Annotated in this window: 18 protein-coding genes, 1 tRNA gene and 1 pseudogene; 9 read left to right on the top strand and 11 right to left on the bottom strand. The window is 60.1% G+C overall.

All coding sequences use genetic code 11. The annotated features are described in order from the left end of the window. Window positions 1–283: 283 nt before the first annotated feature. Window positions 284–610: a hypothetical protein gene (locus ACZ89E_RS21000; RefSeq protein ID WP_149659089.1), complete on the top strand. Its 327-nt coding sequence runs from the start codon at window positions 284–286 to the stop codon at window positions 608–610. A gap of 80 nt (window positions 611–690) precedes the next feature. Here ACZ89E_RS21000 and ACZ89E_RS20995 read toward each other — a convergent pair whose 3' ends face one another. From ACZ89E_RS20995 to ACZ89E_RS20980, 4 genes are all read right to left on the bottom strand, one after another. Further along, window positions 691–1,161: a hypothetical protein gene (locus ACZ89E_RS20995; RefSeq protein ID WP_463259118.1), complete on the bottom strand. Its 471-nt coding sequence runs from the start codon at window positions 1,159–1,161 to the stop codon at window positions 691–693. A 5-nt stretch (window positions 1,162–1,166) separates the two neighbouring features. Beyond that, on the bottom strand, window positions 1,167–1,583 hold the full coding sequence (locus tag ACZ89E_RS20990; protein ID WP_133837810.1) for a hypothetical protein: 417 nt from the start codon (window positions 1,581–1,583) through the stop codon (window positions 1,167–1,169). A 37-nt stretch (window positions 1,584–1,620) separates the two neighbouring features. Further along, the gene (locus ACZ89E_RS20985; protein ID WP_476257067.1) at window positions 1,621–2,583 is read right to left on the bottom strand and encodes an alpha/beta hydrolase family protein; all 963 of its coding nucleotides are present in this window, start codon (window positions 2,581–2,583) and stop codon (window positions 1,621–1,623) included. A 68-nt stretch (window positions 2,584–2,651) separates the two neighbouring features. After that, window positions 2,652–3,710 carry a PDDEXK nuclease domain-containing protein gene (locus tag ACZ89E_RS20980; RefSeq protein WP_476256366.1) on the bottom strand — a complete coding sequence of 353 codons (1,059 nt, stop codon included), beginning with the start codon at window positions 3,708–3,710 and terminating at the stop codon, window positions 2,652–2,654. A gap of 261 nt (window positions 3,711–3,971) precedes the next feature. On the opposite strand from ACZ89E_RS20980, the gene ACZ89E_RS20975 reads away from it, so the two are divergent. Next, on the top strand, window positions 3,972–4,421 hold the full coding sequence (locus ACZ89E_RS20975; protein WP_149659093.1) for a carboxypeptidase regulatory-like domain-containing protein: 450 nt from the start codon (window positions 3,972–3,974) through the stop codon (window positions 4,419–4,421). Here the strand turns inward: ACZ89E_RS20975 and ACZ89E_RS20970 are convergent. After that, complete coding sequence (locus tag ACZ89E_RS20970; protein WP_476256365.1) at window positions 4,418–5,872, bottom strand: aminotransferase-like domain-containing protein; 1,455 nt, start codon at window positions 5,870–5,872, stop codon at window positions 4,418–4,420. The genes ACZ89E_RS20975 and ACZ89E_RS20970 overlap by 4 nt on opposite strands. Window positions 5,873–5,902: 30 nt before the next feature. Next, entirely contained in the window at window positions 5,903–7,327 is a 1,425-nt protein-coding gene (locus ACZ89E_RS20965) for an L-lactate permease (RefSeq protein ID WP_476256364.1), read from the bottom strand. Between the two features lie 251 nt (window positions 7,328–7,578). On the opposite strand from ACZ89E_RS20965, the gene ACZ89E_RS20960 reads away from it, so the two are divergent. Together ACZ89E_RS20960 and ACZ89E_RS20955 are read left to right on the top strand one after the other, a co-directional pair. Continuing rightward, complete coding sequence (locus tag ACZ89E_RS20960) at window positions 7,579–8,109, top strand: hypothetical protein (RefSeq protein WP_463259122.1); 531 nt, start codon at window positions 7,579–7,581, stop codon at window positions 8,107–8,109. 62 nt (window positions 8,110–8,171) lie between these two features. Then, window positions 8,172–8,459, top strand: a complete 288-nt coding sequence (locus tag ACZ89E_RS20955; protein WP_149659096.1) for a YceK/YidQ family lipoprotein — start codon at window positions 8,172–8,174, stop codon at window positions 8,457–8,459. A 266-nt stretch (window positions 8,460–8,725) separates the two neighbouring features. Here ACZ89E_RS20955 and ACZ89E_RS20950 read toward each other — a convergent pair. The 5 genes from ACZ89E_RS20950 to ACZ89E_RS20930 all read right to left on the bottom strand — a co-directional run bounded on the left by ACZ89E_RS20950 (window position 8,726) and on the right by ACZ89E_RS20930 (window position 12,950). Then, window positions 8,726–8,801, bottom strand: a tRNA-Phe gene (locus ACZ89E_RS20950). Window positions 8,802–8,904: 103 nt separating this feature from the next. Next, window positions 8,905–9,177, bottom strand: a complete 273-nt coding sequence (locus tag ACZ89E_RS20945; protein WP_149659097.1) for an oxidative damage protection protein — start codon at window positions 9,175–9,177, stop codon at window positions 8,905–8,907. Further along, window positions 9,174–10,241 (bottom strand): A/G-specific adenine glycosylase, encoded by a 1,068-nt coding sequence (mutY, locus tag ACZ89E_RS20940; protein WP_123511222.1) that lies wholly within the window; start codon window positions 10,239–10,241, stop codon window positions 9,174–9,176. Before mutY ends, ACZ89E_RS20945 begins: the two co-directional genes overlap by 4 nt. After that, on the bottom strand, window positions 10,238–12,469 hold the full coding sequence (locus ACZ89E_RS20935) for an AsmA family protein (RefSeq protein ID WP_476256363.1): 2,232 nt from the start codon (window positions 12,467–12,469) through the stop codon (window positions 10,238–10,240). Before ACZ89E_RS20935 ends, mutY begins: the two co-directional genes overlap by 4 nt. 76 nt (window positions 12,470–12,545) lie before the next feature. Continuing rightward, window positions 12,546–12,950 carry an acetyl-CoA sensor PanZ family protein gene (locus ACZ89E_RS20930; RefSeq protein WP_463259130.1) on the bottom strand — a complete coding sequence of 135 codons (405 nt, stop codon included), beginning with the start codon at window positions 12,948–12,950 and terminating at the stop codon, window positions 12,546–12,548. A 332-nt stretch (window positions 12,951–13,282) separates the two neighbouring features. Here ACZ89E_RS20930 and ACZ89E_RS20925 point away from each other — a divergent pair, with 332 nt between their 5' ends. From ACZ89E_RS20925 to hisA, 5 genes and pseudogenes are all read left to right on the top strand, one after another. Continuing rightward, window positions 13,283–14,947 (top strand): OFA family MFS transporter, encoded by a 1,665-nt coding sequence (locus ACZ89E_RS20925; RefSeq protein WP_149659100.1) that lies wholly within the window; start codon window positions 13,283–13,285, stop codon window positions 14,945–14,947. Between the two features lie 305 nt (window positions 14,948–15,252). After that, complete coding sequence (gene hisB, locus ACZ89E_RS20920) at window positions 15,253–15,846, top strand: imidazoleglycerol-phosphate dehydratase HisB (RefSeq protein ID WP_003218037.1); 594 nt, start codon at window positions 15,253–15,255, stop codon at window positions 15,844–15,846. After that, window positions 15,846–16,484 carry an imidazole glycerol phosphate synthase subunit HisH gene (gene hisH / locus ACZ89E_RS20915; RefSeq protein WP_149659101.1) on the top strand — a complete coding sequence of 213 codons (639 nt, stop codon included), beginning with the start codon at window positions 15,846–15,848 and terminating at the stop codon, window positions 16,482–16,484. Before hisB ends, hisH begins: the two co-directional genes overlap by 1 nt. Next, window positions 16,485–16,742 carry a DUF2164 domain-containing protein gene (locus ACZ89E_RS20910; protein WP_008024930.1) on the top strand — a complete coding sequence of 86 codons (258 nt, stop codon included), beginning with the start codon at window positions 16,485–16,487 and terminating at the stop codon, window positions 16,740–16,742. 100 nt (window positions 16,743–16,842) lie between these two features. Beyond that, a pseudogene (gene hisA / locus ACZ89E_RS20905) lies at window positions 16,843–17,584 on the top strand (1-(5-phosphoribosyl)-5-[(5-phosphoribosylamino)methylideneamino]imidazole-4-carboxamide isomerase). Window positions 17,585–17,665: the final 81 nt, after the last annotated feature.

Below are 17,665 nucleotides of genomic sequence, written 5' to 3'. Positions count from 1 at the left end.
TTGGGTGGCGATCTGATGGACACAGTGATGGCGAGATAGTAGCCTTCGCACCGAATGTGTATCTCGCTATTGCGAGATGCAATGGAGATTCAGGACACGGATTGTTCGACGCCCCCAGCCTTCCTGGCTAAAGCCCCCGAGCCTTTCATGCCTGCTCCCTCATCTGACGCGCGTCACAGATGCATTTGCGTGTGCCTGCCGATTAACACGGCAGATCAGAATCAGAGCTGCATGGAGCTAGCCCCGCCATTCAGCCAATCATCGGGGCATCAAGGAGATAGGCATGGCGTTTACATCGGTTGTGTTCAAAAACCCTCAAACCGGTGCCATGAAAGAAGCGCCAATCGGCTTTTCGTGGACCGTGTTTTTCTTTGGCTTTTTTCCGGCATTGTTCCGTGGCGACATTAAGTGGGCCGCGATCATGTTCGTAGTGGCCTGCTTTACCTTCAGCCTGAGCAATCTGGTGTTCATGTTCATCTACAACAAGTTGTACGTGCAGGACCTGATCGGTGCCGGCTTCAAAGCCCAATCCATCGCCAAAGGTGACCTGAGCTACGCCAGCTCCAAGATCGGCATTGAAATCCCGCGTCTGGAAGGTGTCGCTGCCTAAGATTTGATCTTCGGCGGGCAAAAAAAACGGGCGCAATCAGCGATGATTGCGCCCGTTTTGTTTGTCCGTAGTTCAGTTGATCAGACGGACTCGTCCTTGGCCTCGGCGTCGTCCAGCGTCTGGCGATAGCTGTCCAGTGCCGTACCGAAATCAGTGATGAACTGCGGATCGGTCAGCCAGGCCTGGGCGGTGTCGCGGTCCATGCCGTCGGCCCACATGCGGTAATCGATCAGCATGTCGGCAGCCAGGTGAGTGGCGGCCATGGCTTCGTTGTCGGCGTTTTCCATGTCCAGCAGTTCTGGATGGTCGCTGATGATCCCGGCGAGGTCCGACAGCAGGGCCAGCAGCATGTCGTTGCGGCCGATGGCTTCGGCGTCGCGCATTTTGCTGAACATTGCCAGGGTGTATTCCGGAATCGGCTCGCCGATTTCGCCCAGGTCATCATCCAGATCTTCGTCCAGCGCGGCGGGTTTACGGCCGTGGATGTTGATTTGCTTGGCTTTGATCTTGGCGCGTTTGGCGCGTTTCTGTTGCTTGTTCAGGGATGCCATTTATTTCAGTTCGCTTTCGGTTGTGTTTGGGCCGCGATGGCGTCGGACGCCGCCACGTAGTCAGCCTGGAAGGCTGGGGATTCGATCCACGCCAGGGCGGCGGCTTCGTCCACTTCGGCGGACCACTGGCGATACTCGATCAGTGCCGCGAGGATGAAGTCTGTCGCTGTTTCTTCGCCTTCCTGCTCCAGCACCAGTGCGAGCAGCGGGTGTTCAAGAAACGCCGCGCACATCGCTTGTTGGCTGATCTTTTGCGCGTCGATCATTTCTTTGAACAGTTCGGTCAGGTCCACCGATTCGAAGTCGATGCGATCATCGTTCGGGTCCAGCTCGACGGGGGCGGCGGCCCGTTGGGTGCGGTTCTGCTTGGCCTTGGCTTTGGCACGGGTGGCGCGTTTTTGCTGCTTGTCGGCGGAGGCCATGGGCGTCGTTCCGTATTTCGTTGAGAGGGCAGGTCACTCAGCCGCGTGGCACTCGCCGCCCGGGGGTATCGGGGGCCAGTTCGCCGTTTTGCAGCCAGGACAATGCAATGGGCCATAGTGTGGCTTGGTATGGGCTACGAAAAAAGGCGAAATGTCCGACTTCTTCTTCGCCGATGTCTTTCGGCTCGATTCGCAGATGGGTGGTCGTGCCGTCGGTGAGGTAGTCGAGCAGGCGCTCGATCGCCGGGACGGTGCCGTAAGGATCGTCGCTGATACTGATCGCCAGGGTTTTCGCCGTGACATTGGCGAACGGTAACCGTCCGTGCTTTGCGTGGATCACACGGCCGCTGGGGCGCGTCTCGTAGCGCGAGGTGGGCGTGCTCCAGTCGCGCACGACGCCGGCGGGCGTGTCTTCCAGCCAGCCGAGGCGTTTGCCGGGGAAGTAGCCGTAGATCATCGTCACCAACGGCATCACCAAGTGCCACTTGCCGAACATCCGCCAACGATGAGCGGGCGCATAGTCACGCCAGTAGGCGAACTGCGCGCCGACGGTCACCAGATGCCGGATCAAGTGCCCGGAAGCCCCAAGGCCCGCCGCACAGCCGCCGAAACTGTGGCCGACCACGTCAATGGGTTGCCCGGGGAATTCACGCTGAGCACGCTTGAGCATCGCTTCAAAATCCAGCGCGCCCCAGTCGGACCACGTGGCGTCGAGGCCTTTCAGCGATGCCGGCCGTGATTCGCCGATGCCGCGGTAATCGTAGGTGATGACGTCGAAGCCGTTGGCGAACAGGTAATCGGCGAAGCGCGAATAGTGGCGGCATCGGACGGAGGTGGCGGCGTTGATGATCACGACCGGGCGGGTGCTGTCTGCATGGGCGTGGCGCCAGGTGAAGCCGCCGAGGAGGAAGCCGTCGGGGGCGGGTTCCTTGATGGGGGCACCGGGAGCAGATGGCGCCAACTCTGTTGGTGCCAGTGAGGACATGTCCTGCAAATTCATCGACTTCGAACCTTTGCGGGTAGCTGCCAACGATAGTCTTCACGCAGCCTGTGAACAATCCGTCAGCGCTAACATGTTTGCTGGTTGAGCAACCGCTCCTCAAGCGCCGCTCGTTCCCGATCCAGCTCCGCCCGCAGTTCATCCTCACTCGGCAGCACCCGTTTGTACTTACTGGCAAACAGTTGTTCATTGCCCTGCAACACCGAGTAGCGCACCACCGACTCGTTTTTTTGCGCGCACAGAATGATGCCGACGGTCGGTCCGTCTTCAGCGTTGCGCTTGAGGTCGTCGTACATGCGCACATACATGTCCATTTGCCCGACGTCCTGATGGGTCAGTTCACCGCGCTTGAGATCGAAGATGACAAAGCATTTGAGCAGGTAGTTGTAGAACACCAGATCGATGTAGAAGTCTCGGCCTTCGGTGCTGATGCGTTGCTGGCGGGCGACAAACGCGAAACCGTTACCCAGCTCTAAGAGGAAGCCCTGGAGTTGCTCGATGAGGGCTTGTTCGAGTTCGGTTTCCTGGACGAGCCCTGCATTGGGCAGGCCGAGAAACTCCAGCATCACGGGATCCCGGATGAATTCCCGTGGGCTCTCGGCCATCGCATGGATGTTGGTCGCGGCTTCCGTCATGACGGGCGCCTTGTCCCGGCTCATCAACAGGCGCTCGTAGTACAAGGTGTTGATCTGCCGTTCCAGGGCGCGGCTTGACCAGTTCTGGTTGGCGGCTTCGTCCATGTACCACGTGCGTGCCTTGTCACTGTCGACGCGCAGCAGTCGGCGGTAATGGGTCCAGCTCAATTCGAGCCGCAGTGCGTCTCGAATTGGAAACGCCTGATAAAACAGTCGCATTTTTCGCAAATTGGTCTCGTCAAACCCCTTGCCGAACTCCGCTGTCAAACTCTGCGCAAGCGTCAAAAGCAACTGCTTGCCATATTCCGCCCGCCGGGCCCCCTGCTGCTCGAACTCAACAATATGTCGCCCAATCTGCCAGCAAGTTTGCACCTGAGCAGTATCGACCGCTCTCAACACTTTCTGGCGTGCCTGCCGGATCAGCTCCCCAAGGTCGCCAAGCAGTGAGGCGAGTTGTGGTTCTTGAGTGTTGTCGGGTTTGAGGTTGCTCATGAAGTTTTCCGCCGCTGGATGAACAGGCGGAAAAGGATGCCAATGACGGACGGGTCAGCGATGCCGGGCGTTGCCGGTAGATCGGAAGGAAATGCCGGATTCGTTTTGCAGGATCATGCCGACGACACCCAGGAATTCGGAATACACCCTGTAGTCCCATTCGCAGTGATTCCAAGTGCCAATCAATCTAAAACTCGAGCATCCCGCCAGAAATCTAAAAGAGGTAACGATTGGGTTCCGTGGAACCCGGGAGTCGCCATCATGAAATACGTTCATTCCCTCGTAGTGCTACTCGCCGCTCTAGGCGTGTTGATGTTCCCAACCCTGTCCTATGCCGCCAGCCTCGACCCGGTCGACAGTTCGGGCGTGCAAGTCCAGCCGCAATTGCAAAACGGGATCAGCTACCTGTCCGGTGGTATCGGCGAGGATGAGGCAAAGGCCATCCAGCAGGCCAAGGGTTACAACCTGCACATGACGTTTTCCGTGGGGTCGCTGAATGAATACATCCCCGACGTGGATGTGGTCATTCAAAAAGCCCAGGGGCAAACCGTGCTGACGCTTAATCAGGCTGGCCCTCTGGTTTATGTCCAGTTGCCCGCCGGCAAGTACACCGTGGTTGCGACACGCAATGGCGAGGTGCGGCGTGACGTGACGGATGTCGGGGACGGCACGGCGCGCAATCTGGTTTTCCACTGGAATGGTGACAGCTAGAGGTGCATTTTCTGCCGCACCGGCGAGTTGCCCGCCGCCAGGTGCGCGCATTCGGCAATGACGCTCAAGCTCTGCATGACTGGCGGCGACAGCGTTGTCCCCAGGCATATTCTGAGTCCGGTGGTGGGATGCCCGTCGGCGAAAAAGATCCCGCTGCCGGCCACATGGCAACCTCGTTCGCTCGCCAGACGTTCCAGCGTCGACATGTCCGTGTGCTCCGGCAGTTCGATCCAGTGGATGAAACCTCCTTGTGGAGGAACGTAGAGCGTACCCACGGGAAAATCCGACCGAACCCGTGCTTCAAAAAAACGGGAGAGCGAGGACAGTTGCGCCCTGAGCCTGGCGCAGTGCTCTTCCATGTACCCACGGCCGATGAACTCACTGAGTACATGTTGCGCAAGGCTTGAGACAGCCAGATTGCGGGAAAACATGTGCGCAAGAATCGCATCGCGGTACTTACCGGCGACACACCAGCCCACGCGATAACCCGGGGCAACCGTCTTGGAGAATGAAGAGCAGTAAATCGTCTGGCCGCTGGTGTCGTAGCTCTTGATGGCGCGTGTGCGCTCACCTTCAGGCACCAGATCGAAAAAAATATCGTCTTCGATAATCGGCACATCCGCCGCGCGTGCCACCCGTGAAAGTCGTGCGCGGGTTTCATCGGGCATGATGAAGCCGCGTGGGTTTTGCAGGGTTGGATTGAGAAAGATCACCGCGACCTTTTTCTGTTTCAAGGCTTCTTCGAGATGATCGACATCGATGCCCAGTTTGCCGTGCGTCCGAATAGGCAGGGCGCGCATGCCCAGGCGTTCAATGGTCTGGAGTATTCCGTAGTAAGTGGGGGTTTCGATGGCGACGGTCGAGCCCCTGGGTGCGATGGCTTCGAGGGCCAGTTCCAAGGCGATCGTATCGCCTGACGTCACGAGGATATCGTCCGGTCCGCAGACGACACCGCGTGCCAGCATGAGTCCGGCAATTCGCCGTCTCAGTGCCGGCAGGCCAGGAGGGGCCACCAGCCCGGTCAACGCGTTGTCGGCTTTGGTCGCCACGGCACCCAGGCACTTGTTCAACAGAACGTGCGGGGTGAGATCGCTGCGCAAGACGGCGGAACTCAACGATGCCGTGGCGCGCGAGGCCGCCTGGGAGAGCATTGTGACGACGGCTTGATTGACGTTGACCGTGACACTGGAGAAATCAAAACCGCTCGCAGGTTTCGCCTGCGCTGATGCCGAGACGAAATAACCGACACGCGGAACGGTAAAGACATAGGCATTGGCTTGCAGATCAGCCAGCGCGCGCTGAACGGTGGTGATGCTGGTTTCAAACAGCCGGGCCAGGGTCCGAATCGAGGGCAGTTTTGATTCCGCCGCCCATTCACCACTTTCGATCTGGCGAATCACCCAGTCATTGACTATCCGCCAGTGTTTGTCGGCTCGATCAAACCTATCCATAAGTTCTCGTGGGCGAATTCGGGAATGACATCAAAGAAAATAAAGTAAAACGGCCCCGGCCGCAGCAACGATGGCGATATTGAGGCAAACAAGGCCAAAGGCGAATCGGATCAGCGTGTGCTCCTCCTGCCGATTGGCGCCTGCCAGCCCGGTGATCAGAGAAAGAATGGACAACGATCCCAGCGCGCCATGCCCGGCCGCACTGTTGACCATCGCGGCAAGCCAGGGCCCGTGCCCCGTTGCCAGGGCGGCGATAGACGGCATGACGAGGGTGTTGCCGCCCACGTTGGAGCCCGTGACATAGCCGGCAATACCCGCCAGCAACGCGATGGTCGGAGCCAGTGAGACACCGGACAGCGATTGCAGTGTGTGTTGCGCCTCCAGCAGAAACCCGGCGTTGACCATGACCTGGGACAGCAGCAGAAACAGGAAAATCGTGCTGACCGGGAACCTGGCTCGGTTGAACAGGGGGCGCCAGGGGAAGCCCGTCGCCGCGCCGTACTTTATCGACATCAGCAGGGTGACGATCAGCAACGCCAGCCCGGGGGATGCCAGCGGTTTCCACGACACATGCTCGCCTTTGACGATCCAGAGTGCGTCCCAACCGGTGAGCACAAATAACCCGCGCGACGCGACGATGACGCCCAGCAACGCCAGGTAAGGCCATGCCGCGCTCGGCCAGCGCACCCGCTTTTTACGCTGAAAGAACGAAATCCCCAGGCCCGCGCCCGCAACGGCAAGGCCCGCCAGCACGCCTGACACTTCCGGGCCTATCCACCGATTGACGCCATAGAGCACCGCCACGAACAGCGCCGTCACCATCATGAGCCCAAGCCACGGCGCGACGGTGCGTATTCCCGCTTGCCACAAGGCGATGGCGGCGAGGCAGAGGAAGACGGGCGCGCTGATCAGTGCCGAGTGACTACCGAGTGTTTCAGGCGGTAAATCAGCCAGCAACGCGCCAATCGCGGTGGCAAGCCCCAAGGTCCCCCACGGCATGATGACCATGCCGGCGAGGGCGATTTTCATCCCCGACTGGCGCGTGAACAGGCCCATCAACAGCGGCACGGTGGCGATCAGGGACACGCCGAAGCCTGTCATCGATTCGAGCAGCGGGGCCAGGCCCAGCACAATGAAGAGGACTTGCGCGGGGGGTGTCCAGCCGAGCTCCTTGACCCAGTCGCCAATGGCCTGTGGCGCGCCACCGCGCTCGACGAATATGACAAAGGCCAGGCCCGGCACAATCACGCAGGCGGTACTGAGGAACAGTATCGCGGTGTCCTGAAAGATGGCCGTCGTGATCGCCACCGAAAGAGGGCCCGCAGCCCCCGAGACCCACAACACAAACACCAGCGCGACACCCGCCAGCGCAGCTTGTACTGGAGGCCTGCGCATGATGAGGATCAGGGCGATTACCAGGCCGATGGGCGACATTTGCAGCAAGAGTGGAGCCATACGCTGTTTTCCTTAACCGTGAGTCTGTCCGCAGTGGGGCGCTTGCATTGATGGGGGCAATCAGTGACTCGCCGAGGCTTGGAGAGGTTGGCGATTTTTCCGGCGAGGGGAGAGACACAGGTTTTGTGTTTTTTTCAGTACAGCTGAAATCCCGCGCTGTTCGCGCAGGTATGATCGCGTCCTTTAGCGATTGATCAGGGACGACAATGATAAAGCGGCACTCATGGGTGGGACCGGCGCTGGCGGCGCTATTGAGCTCAACCGGACAAGCGTGGGCGAGCGAGCCGTCCTCGGTGTACCTGCGTTGCACCATGGCCCCGGCGCAGTACGCCAAGGCAATGGCGGCTCCCCCGGGTTCGGCGCACGCGTACAGCGACTGGCAACAGTGGTTCGACGGGGTGGACATGTCCGGCTCGGGCAAGGTCGATGCCGAATCGCTGCGTGATTCTGGGGCGCAGAGCCTGGAGGAGCTGCTGCAAGCCTGGGGCGGGCTGTCTCGGTATGACCCGGCCACAGGGAGTTGGCAGTATGCCTTGCCGCAATTCAGCGAGAACTACGGCGAGATGATCCAGTTGCTGGCGCCGCTGCGCAGTGTTGCCCCTTACTGCGAAGCCAATTCCGACAGTTTCCTGTTGGTCTATTCGTACATCTGGGGCAATGGTGACAACGCCTACCTGACCCTCGACAAACAGCGCAGCCAGTTCGCAGCCGCGCCAACGCCCGCCCAGCGTAAAGAGGCCGACGCGGCGCTCGAGTCGCTGATGGATTCAGATGCGGACTAAGGCGGCCTCGGGCGCTGGTTGGATTGTCGCGACGCCATATGATTTAAAAAAGGATGCTGGATTTGAAACGGATTTTACGCGTGGGTTCTGTGGTGAGCCTTGCTCTGGTGCTCGCCGGTTGTGGAACGCTGATGGGCCGACTGAATGGCGCATCGGAAGAAAATTACTACAAAGGCGTTGATGGCGATCTCCACCTGCTGGGCGCCAGGGGCGGCGGTAGCAGCGGTATGCCGGAGGCGGTCATTTGCTACTTCATGATTGTGTGTCCGCTCATCACGGTGGTGTCCCTGCCGGTGGATGCCGCGCTGGACACCGTGTTGCTGCCAGTGGATTACGTCAACACGTTATGACGCAACCTTAATCTGACGCGTCCTGTGGCGCGTCAAGAGGCTAGCCGGGCTAATCGACGAGGCTGTTTGCGTTTGGCTCGTCCGACGGCGCCATCACGATTCTGCGCAGCCAGAACGCTGCTGTTCCCGTGGCAAGCAAACCAAGGGCGCTGATGCTGTGCCTGGCAATCAGCAACCAGCACGTCCGTTCGAACGCAGAAACCGCACCGGATCAAATCGAAGGCATAAAAAAACCCTGAATCTTGCGATTCAGGGTTTTCGGTATTTGGTGCCCAGAGACGGAATCGAACCGCCGACACGGGGATTTTCAATCCCCTGCTCTACCGACTGAGCTATCTGGGCAACGGGGCGCATTAAACTGGTTTTTCAGGGGGTCGTCAAGAAAGTTTTCAAAAAAATTTTAATTATTACCGTCGCTTACGTTCCGACCCCCGAAAAATCGGGATTATTCAGCCGGCGGAACGTAGCCTTCGGCCTGGGCGTATTCCTCGCCGGAAAAGAACTTGTCCATCTCGCCCTGCAGATATTTGCGATCTTCGGCGTTCATCATGTTCAGGCGTTTTTCGTTGATCAGCAGGGTCTGGTGTTTCTGCCAGTCGGCCCAGGCCTTGGCGGAAACGTGGTCAAGAATGTCCTGACCTTTTACGCCCGGGAACGGCGCGTGCGCCAGGGCGGGCAATTCTTCTTTGTACTTGCGGCACATGATGGTGCGGGTCATGACGACTCTCCTGCGTTCAATACGGCGGCCGCGCGTTCGAGCAAGGTTTTGACCGGGGCGGCAAGGCCCAGGCGCGGCGGGGTGGCGAGGTTATACCAGAGCCAGTCGGCCTCGGCCACGTGATGGCCTGCCTCCTGGACCTGGACAAGCCAGGGTTCGATGGACAATTGAAAGTGGCTGAAGGTGTGCACCAGGCTCGGCAACGCCTGTTGGCTGCCCAGTTCCAGCGAGTGCTGGGTGGCCAGGTGTTGCAGGTCGTCGAGGTCGTCGAGCTCCGGCAAACTCCACAAACCACCCCACAAGCCCGTGGAAGGGCGACGGTAAAGCAGAATCGCGCCTTCGCCATTGGCGAGCATCGGCATCAGCGTGCGCTTCTGCGGTACGGCTTTGCGCGGCTTGGGGATCGGGTAGCGGGTTTCCAGGCCGAGCATGTGCGCTTCGCAGCCCTTTTCCAGCGGGCAGAGCAGGCAACTCGGTTTGCTGCGGGTGCAGAGCGTGGCGCCCAGGTCCATCATCGCCTGGGTGTAGGCGTTGACCCGATCATGGGGCGTAAAGCGCTCAGCGTTCGCCCAGAGCTGTTTGGCGACCTTCGGCTCACCCGGATAACCCTCTTGCGCGGTAAAGCGCGCCAGCACGCGTTTAACGTTGCCATCGAGGATCGGTGCCCGCAGGCCCATGCTCAGGCTGGCGATGGCGCCGGCCGTGGACAACCCGATGCCCGGCAACTCGACCAGTTTTTCCACATCCCGGGGAAACTCACCGCCATGTTCGGCAACGACGATCTTCGCGGTCTTCTGCAGATTGCGCGCACGGGTGTAGTAACCCAGGCCCGTCCACAGGTGCAGCACTTCGTCTTCCGGCGCGGCGGCCAGGGCCTCGACCGTCGGCAGCGAAGCCATGAACCGGTCGAAGTAATTCAGCACGGTGCTGACCTGGGTCTGTTGCAGCATGATTTCCGAGACCCACACCCGATACGGGGTGATGCCCTGTTGCCAGGGCAAATCGTGGCGGCCGTGGCGGTCGTACCAATCCAGCACCGCCGATGAAAACTGCTCGGCTCTCATCGCTTGAACAGCCCCTTCAACGCGTTTTTCAGTTCAGGGCTGACTTTGTCCCCGAGCTTCTCGTCGATCTTGTCGCTGAGTTTCTCGCCCGCCAGTTTGGCGGCGACCTGGCCCATGCGTTCGTTATCCACGCGGCAAGCCTTGGCCCCGAGTTCAAGTGGACCACGGCAGCGTAGCGGCCATTCGATGCCGACAAACTTCTCGCCGACCTGACAGGCCGGATCAGGCATGGCGCTGGTGTCGCCTTCGACGAGGATGCCGACGCGATAGTCCATGCCCAGCACCCGCAGATCGACGTCGCCGTCACCATTGACGGTCATGCCGGGGATGCGCACTTTCATGTCCGGATTGCTCGCCACGCCGTTGCGGAAGGTCAGGTTGCCCTTGAGTTCCTGGAATGGCGTGTCCTTGCCCCGGGGTTCGCCGCTGAGGGTTTTGCGATTCAGGGTGGCGATGCCTTTGCACAGTTGTTGCTCAAGGTTGGCGTTGAGCAGCACGCCATTGTTGATCACGAAACTGGCGTTGCCGTTGAGCGTTTCGATCAGCGCGCTCTGGCTATTGCCGCTACCGGTCAGCGCACTGTTGAGCGTCACCAGGCCTTTGACCGGCGGATTTTTACCCTGGCTTTCAAGGATTTTTTCCACCGGCACCTTGGTGATGCGAGTTTGCATGCTCAGAGCGGGCACCGGCTGGCGCACGTCGAGGGTGCCCTTGGCTTCGAAGTTGCCGTTGTACAAATCACCCCGCAGGTTCTCCAGGGTCAGCAGGCCGCCCTGGCCGGTGGCCTTGAGCGCAGCGTTCTGGATCGGCAGTTTGTCGAGGGTCAGTTGGCCGAACGTCAGGTCGGCATCCACATCGAGTTTGGCCAGGCGCTCCACCGGCAACAGGCGCTCGGTGCTCCACGCGCCTTTGGTCGGTGAGGGCGGCAGCGGCGTGCTGCCCGCGCCCGCCATGGCATCGGCCTCGGTGCTGGCCACTTCAGCCTGGCGCACTTGCGTCGCGCTGTTGGCTGCGGCGGATTTCGGCGGCAGATAGCGATCGACGTTGAACGTGTCAGCCTTGAGGATCGCGCGCAGGGATTGCTTGGCGAAATCCTCGATGGCGATACGGCCGCTGAAGCTGCTGTCGTCGACTTTCAGGTTGATGTTGTCGAACGCCAGGCTGGTGGGCGTCCCGGAGAGGCGGCTGACCAGCTCGACTTTACTCAGGCTGCCCTCGGCCATGGCCGGGAGTTTCTGGCCGATGCTGTCGACGAATTTGGCCAGGTCAAACTGGGCAATCGACAGGCCGCCGTTGACTTGCGGGGTCTTGTCGAGGTCGTTGACCTTCAGTTCGCCCAGCGCGCGCAACTGGTTGGCGGAGATCTTGATCCCGGTCCATTCGGCGACGTTGGCTGCTTTATCCAGCAACAACTGGCCTTGGGCGGCGAAGGTCATGGTCTTGCCTTGCAGCGGATCGCCGGTGACTTCGCCCGACAGTTTCATGTCTTCGAACTGGTAACGCTGGAGGGCGCGGGCGATGCGCAACTCGCCGTTCAACTCGGTACGCACGCGCAGCGCCGGCTGGTTGGAAGACAGGAATGCGGTGAGTTTGAGCGGTATATTGGTCGAGTCGTGGACCGCGCCGGTGCTCATCTGAATGCTTTCGGCGCTGTAGATCTTGCCGGTTTTTTCATCGTTGTATTCAACCCGCGCGTTGTTCACGGTCAGGCTGTCGATGTCCAGGCGGATCGGCTGCGGCGGTTTTTCCGCGACGACGGGGGCTTCCGGGGCTGGTTCGCCAGCGGCAACGGCAGGCGGGGTCGCGCCGGTAGTGGCCGGGGCCGGGATCTTGCCGATGTCTTCCCAGTTGCCGTGGCCATCCTTGTCACGGTTCAGGCGCAGGTTCAGGCCTTCGACGCGTACGTCGCTCATCTGCACTTCACGGCGCAGCAGTGGCAGCACGCGCACGGACAGGCCGAGCATCTGCAAGTCTGCAAACGGTTCGGTGGGTTTGACCAGGGTCGCGACACTGGCTTCGTGCAATTCCAGGCCCAGCCACGGGAACAGGCTCCAACCGATGTCGCCATTGAGCGTCAGCTCGATGTGGGCCTTGTCGCGGGCAATCTGGCGAATCTCGTCTTTATAGTCGTTGGGATCGAAGAGGTGGGTCAGGGCAAAGCCCAGCGCCACAATGATCAGCAACAGCCCGAGAAGTACCAGACCCAGGATTTTGCCGAACGCTTTCATGGGCGAGTCCTTGTAGTTAGTCGAATTCGAAATTTAGCCGGGGAGTATAGCGCTCCGAAACTGACGACCGGTCAGTTCATATGGGCAGCATGTCCAGCGGCACGTTCAGTTTGGCTGCCAGTGCCTGGGCTTCCAGATGCCCGGCGGGCGCCAGCAGGCGCAATGTCGCGCCCGACTGCGACGCCATTTTCTGCGCTTCGTTCACCAGGCGCTCCGCCACGCCACGGCGTCGGGTGATTTTTCGTACGCAAATTTGGGAAAGGTGCCAGACGTCCGATTGGCGTTGCAGGCGTGCGGCGCCCAGCAACCGATCGTTGAAGCGCCCGGCGATCAGCGAACCGTCGCCCAGGCAGCCTTCGATCAACTGCACCTCGCCGGCAAACGGCGCAAACAGCCAGTCCGGTGCGTCGCGGTAGATCTTCTGCAGGTCTTGTTGATCCTGATAAGTGGCTTCAGTCAACGGCTCGACTATTATCGGCATGGCGGCTCCTGTCAGATGGGTACAGATTTCGACCTGTGGGAGCTGCCGAAGGCTGCGATCTTTTGATCTTTCGTCGGTTACAAAAAAATCAAAAGTTCGCAGCCTTCGGCAGCTCCTGCAAAAGAAAGAGATCAGATGACATAGAAAAGGTGATGTCAGTTTGGTTTTTCTGTCACGAGCAAATGGTAACCTCTCCACGTTCGTCCGTCCTTCTGCGACGTAACGTCGCGCCCAAATGGAGCTTCACCCAAGAAAAAGGTCATGCCTGCGTGCATATAAGGCTGAGGGTGAGGAGTGGCTGGCGAACCATACTAATAATTGGGGGATACACAATGAGCACGAGCATCACGGCGGACGGCGTCATCGCCGGCCAGCCCGCGTTCCTGTCCAAGGAGCGCATCATCGCCAAGCCCGGTTTCAACCGTTGGCTGGTTCCACCAGCCGCGTTGGCCATCCACCTGTGCATCGGCATGGCCTACGGCTTCTCGGTGTTCTGGTTGCCGCTGTCCAAGGCCCTGGGCGTCACCGCTCCGGTCGCTTGTGCGCCGGACATGAGCTTCATCTCACAAATCTTCTCGTCCCAATGCGACTGGCCGATCTCGATGCTCGGCTGGATCTACACCTTGTTCTTCATCTTCCTTGGCTGCTCGGCAGCGATCTGGGGTGGCTGGCTGGAACATGCGGGTCCGCGCAAGGCCGGTGTTGTATCGGCACTGTGCTGGTGCGGTGGCCTGCTGATTTCGGCGCTGGGGATTTATACCCACCAGATCTGGCTGATGTGGGTCGGCTCCGGGGTCATTGGCGGTATCGGCCTGGGCCTGGGCTACATCTCGCCAGTGTCGACCTTGATCAAGTGGTTCCCGGACAAGCGCGGCATGGCGACCGGCATGGCGATCATGGGCTTCGGTGGCGGCGCGATGGTGGGCGCTCCATTGGCTGCGGCACTGATGAGTCACTTCGCTTCGCCAACGGGCGTGGGCGTATGGCAGAGCTTCCTGGTGATGGCCGCGATCTACTTCGTGTTCATGATCGGCGGCGCACTGTCCTATCGCGTTCCGCCTACTGGCTGGAAGCCTGAAGGCTGGACCGCTCCGGCGAAAAAAGCGTCGAACGCGATGATCACTCATCGCCACGTTCACGTGAACGTCGCGTGGAAAACCCCGCAATTCCGCCTGGTGTGGCTGGTGCTGTGCCTGAACGTATCGGCTGGTATCGGTATCCTCGGCATGGCTTCGCCGCTGTTGCAGGAAGTGTTCGGCGGCAAATTGATCGGTGTCGACCTGCCATTTGGCAAGCTGGACGCCGGGCAACTGGCCTCGATCGCGGCGATTGCCGCCGGTTTCACCGGTTTGCTGAGCCTGTTCAACATCGGCGGCCGGTTCTTCTGGGCTTCGTTCTCCGACTACCTGGGTCGTAAAAACACCTATTTCGTGTTCTTTGCGTTGGGCTTTGCCCTGTACGCGCTGATCCCGAACCTGGGTCACCTGGGCAACGTCGCGCTGTTCGTGGCGGCGTTCTGCATCATCCTGTCGATGTACGGCGGTGGTTTTGCGACCGTTCCGGCTTACCTGGCGGACCTGTTCGGCACGCAAATGGTCGGCGCGATCCACGGTCGTCTGCTGACGGCGTGGGCGGCGGCGGGCGTGTTGGGTCCGGTGTTGGTGAACTACCTGCGTGAATATCAACTGAGCATCGGCGTTGAACGTGCCGCAGCTTACGACATCACGTTGTACATCCTCGCGGGCCTGCTGGTGCTGGGTTTCCTGTGCAACCTGCTGGTGCGTCCGGTGGCCGACAAGTACTTCATGACCGACGCTGAACTGGCTGCCGAACAAGCGCTGGGCCACGACAAAGGTGCTGACAGCAGCACCGTGCTGGAGTGGAAAGCGGCGCCGGGCAGCAAGCCTTTGGCGGTTGCGGCGTGGCTGGTGGTGGGGATTCCGTTGGCGTGGGGTGTGTGGGTGACCCTGCAGAAGACGGCGGTTCTGTTCCACTAAGTTCTCTGCACCTGATCGTTCCCACGCTCCGCGTGGGAATGCCTCCCGTGACGCTCTGCGTCACTTTCGAAGTGGACGCGGAGCGTCCGGGGCTGCACTCCCAGCAGAGTGTGGGAGCGATCAGCGATAAGGTATGTCTGGCATACCGTCTTCGCGGGCAAGCCTCGCTCCTACATGTCATTACAGGTATATCCCCGGCACCGTTGGGGTCTGTCCGTCAGCCATATCACCTCTCGTGTTTCTGTTTCGGCCCCGCGCCCCTATAATGGCTGCCTTTTTCGCCCAATGATTTTGCGGAGCTGGTGATGGCCGAACGTAAGGCGTCAGTCGAGCGCGACACTCTGGAAACCCAGATCAAAGCCTCGATCAACCTGGATGGCACCGGAAAGGCCCGATTTGATATCGGTGTTCCTTTTCTTGAGCACATGCTGGACCAGATCGCCCGTCACGGGCTGATCGACCTGGATATTGTCAGCAAGGGCGACCTGCATATCGACGACCACCACACCGTGGAAGACGTCGGTATCACCCTGGGTCAGGCCTTTGCCAAAGCCATCGGCGACAAGAAAGGCATCCGTCGCTACGGCCACGCCTACGTGCCGCTCGATGAAGCGCTGTCGCGCGTGGTGATCGACTTCTCCGGCCGTCCTGGCCTGCAGATGCACGTTCCCTATACCCGCGCCACCGTTGGCGGCTTTGACGTGGACCTGTTCCAGGAATTCTTCCAGGGCTTCGTCAACCACGCCCTCGTCAGCCTGCACATCGACAACCTGCGTGGCACCAACACCCACCACCAGATCGAAACCGTGTTCAAGGCTTTCGGCCGCGCATTGCGCATGGCGGTCGAGCTGGATGACCGCATGGCCGGGCAAATGCCGTCGACCAAGGGCGTTCTGTAATGCAGACGGTCGCGGTTATCGATTACGGCATGGGCAACCTGCACTCGGTGGCCAAGGCCCTCGAGCACGTCGGTGCCGGCAAGGTGTTGATCACCAGTGATGCCGCTGTGATTCGCGAAGCTGACCGGGTGGTATTCCCCGGCGTCGGCGCGATTCGTGATTGCATGGCGGAGATCCGTCGTCTTGGCTTCGATTCGTTGGTGCGTGAAGTCAGCCAGGACCGTCCGTTCCTCGGCATTTGCGTGGGCATGCAAGCCCTGCTCGACAGCAGTGAAGAGAACGACGGCGTGGACTGCATCGGCCTGTTCCCGGGCGCGGTGAAGTTCTTCGGCAAAGACCTGCATGAAGACGGCGAACACCTGAAAGTCCCGCACATGGGCTGGAACGAAGTGAAGCAGACGGTGAGTCACCCGCTGTGGCACAACATTCCGGACCTGGCGCGTTTCTACTTCGTGCACAGCTACTACATCGCTGCCGGCAATGCGCGGCAAGTGGTGGGTGGCGGTCACTACGGTGTCGATTTCGCCGCAGCGCTGGCCGATGGCTCGCGTTTCGCCGTGCAGTTCCACCCGGAGAAGAGCCATACCCATGGCCTGCAATTGCTGCAGAACTTCGCCGCGTGGGATGGTCGCTGGTAAATGGCCGTCAAGAAGAAGCCGCCGATCCTGACCCTCACTCCCGAACAGGAGAACGAGGCCAATCACAAGATCAAGCGCTTTATGGAGGATCGCTTCGAACTGGACCTGGGTTCGTTCGAAGCGGCTGAAATCCTTGAGCTGTTTACCCGCGAAATTGCGCCGCACTATTACAACAGAGCGATTTTCGATGTGCAGACGCACCTTAAAGAAAGGTTCGAAAGCATCGAAAGCGACCTGTGGGCGCTTGAGAAGAATTAGGGCAGCGGCAAGCTTCAAGCTGCAAGCTGCAAGAAGTAGACACGCGTGCGCGCTTGCAGCTTATGGCTTGCAGCTTGCAGCTCTTTGACGAAGGAAAAGCATGCTAATTATTCCCGCTATCGATCTTAAAGACGGTGCCTGTGTTCGTCTGCGCCAGGGCCGCATGGAAGATTCCACGGTGTTCTCCGATGACCCGGTGAGCATGGCCGCCAAGTGGGTGGAGGGCGGTTGCCGTCGTCTGCATCTGGTCGATTTGAACGGCGCCTTCGAAGGCCAGCCGGTCAACGGCGAAGTGGTCACAGCCATCGCCAAGCGCTACCCGAACCTGCCGATCCAGATCGGCGGCGGTATCCGCTCCCTGGAAACCATCGAGCACTACGTGAAAGCGGGCGTGAGCTACGTGATCATCGGCACCAAAGCCGTGAAAGATCCGGCCTTCGTCGCTGAAGCGTGCCGCGCATTCCCGGGTAAGGTGATCGTTGGCCCTCGACGCTAAAGACGGTTTCGTCGCCACCGACGGCTGGGCTGAAATCAGCACCATCCAGGTGATCGACCTGGCCAAGCAGTTTGAAGCCGACGGCGTGTCCGCGATCGTTTATACCGACATCGCCAAAGACGGCATGATGCAGGGCTGCAACGTACCGTTCACCGCCGCGCTGGCCGCTGCCACGCGCATTCCGGTGATCGCGTCCGGTGGCATTCACAACCTCGGTGACATCAAGTCGCTGCTCGACGCCAAGGCGCCGGGCATCATCGGCGCGATCACCGGCCGCGCGATTTATGAGGGCACGCTTGATGTTGCAGAAGCCCAAGCCTTTTGTGATGGCTACGCGGCCAGATAAAACAGCTTCAAGTTGCAAGCTGCGAGCTGCAAGTAAGAGCGCGGCAGTGATCTGCTCTGTCTTGCAGCTTGAAGCTCCAAG

It is taken from the genome of Pseudomonas sp. TE3899, assembly GCF_056279105.1.
This window is presented reverse-complemented; position numbering and strand designations above follow the sequence as displayed.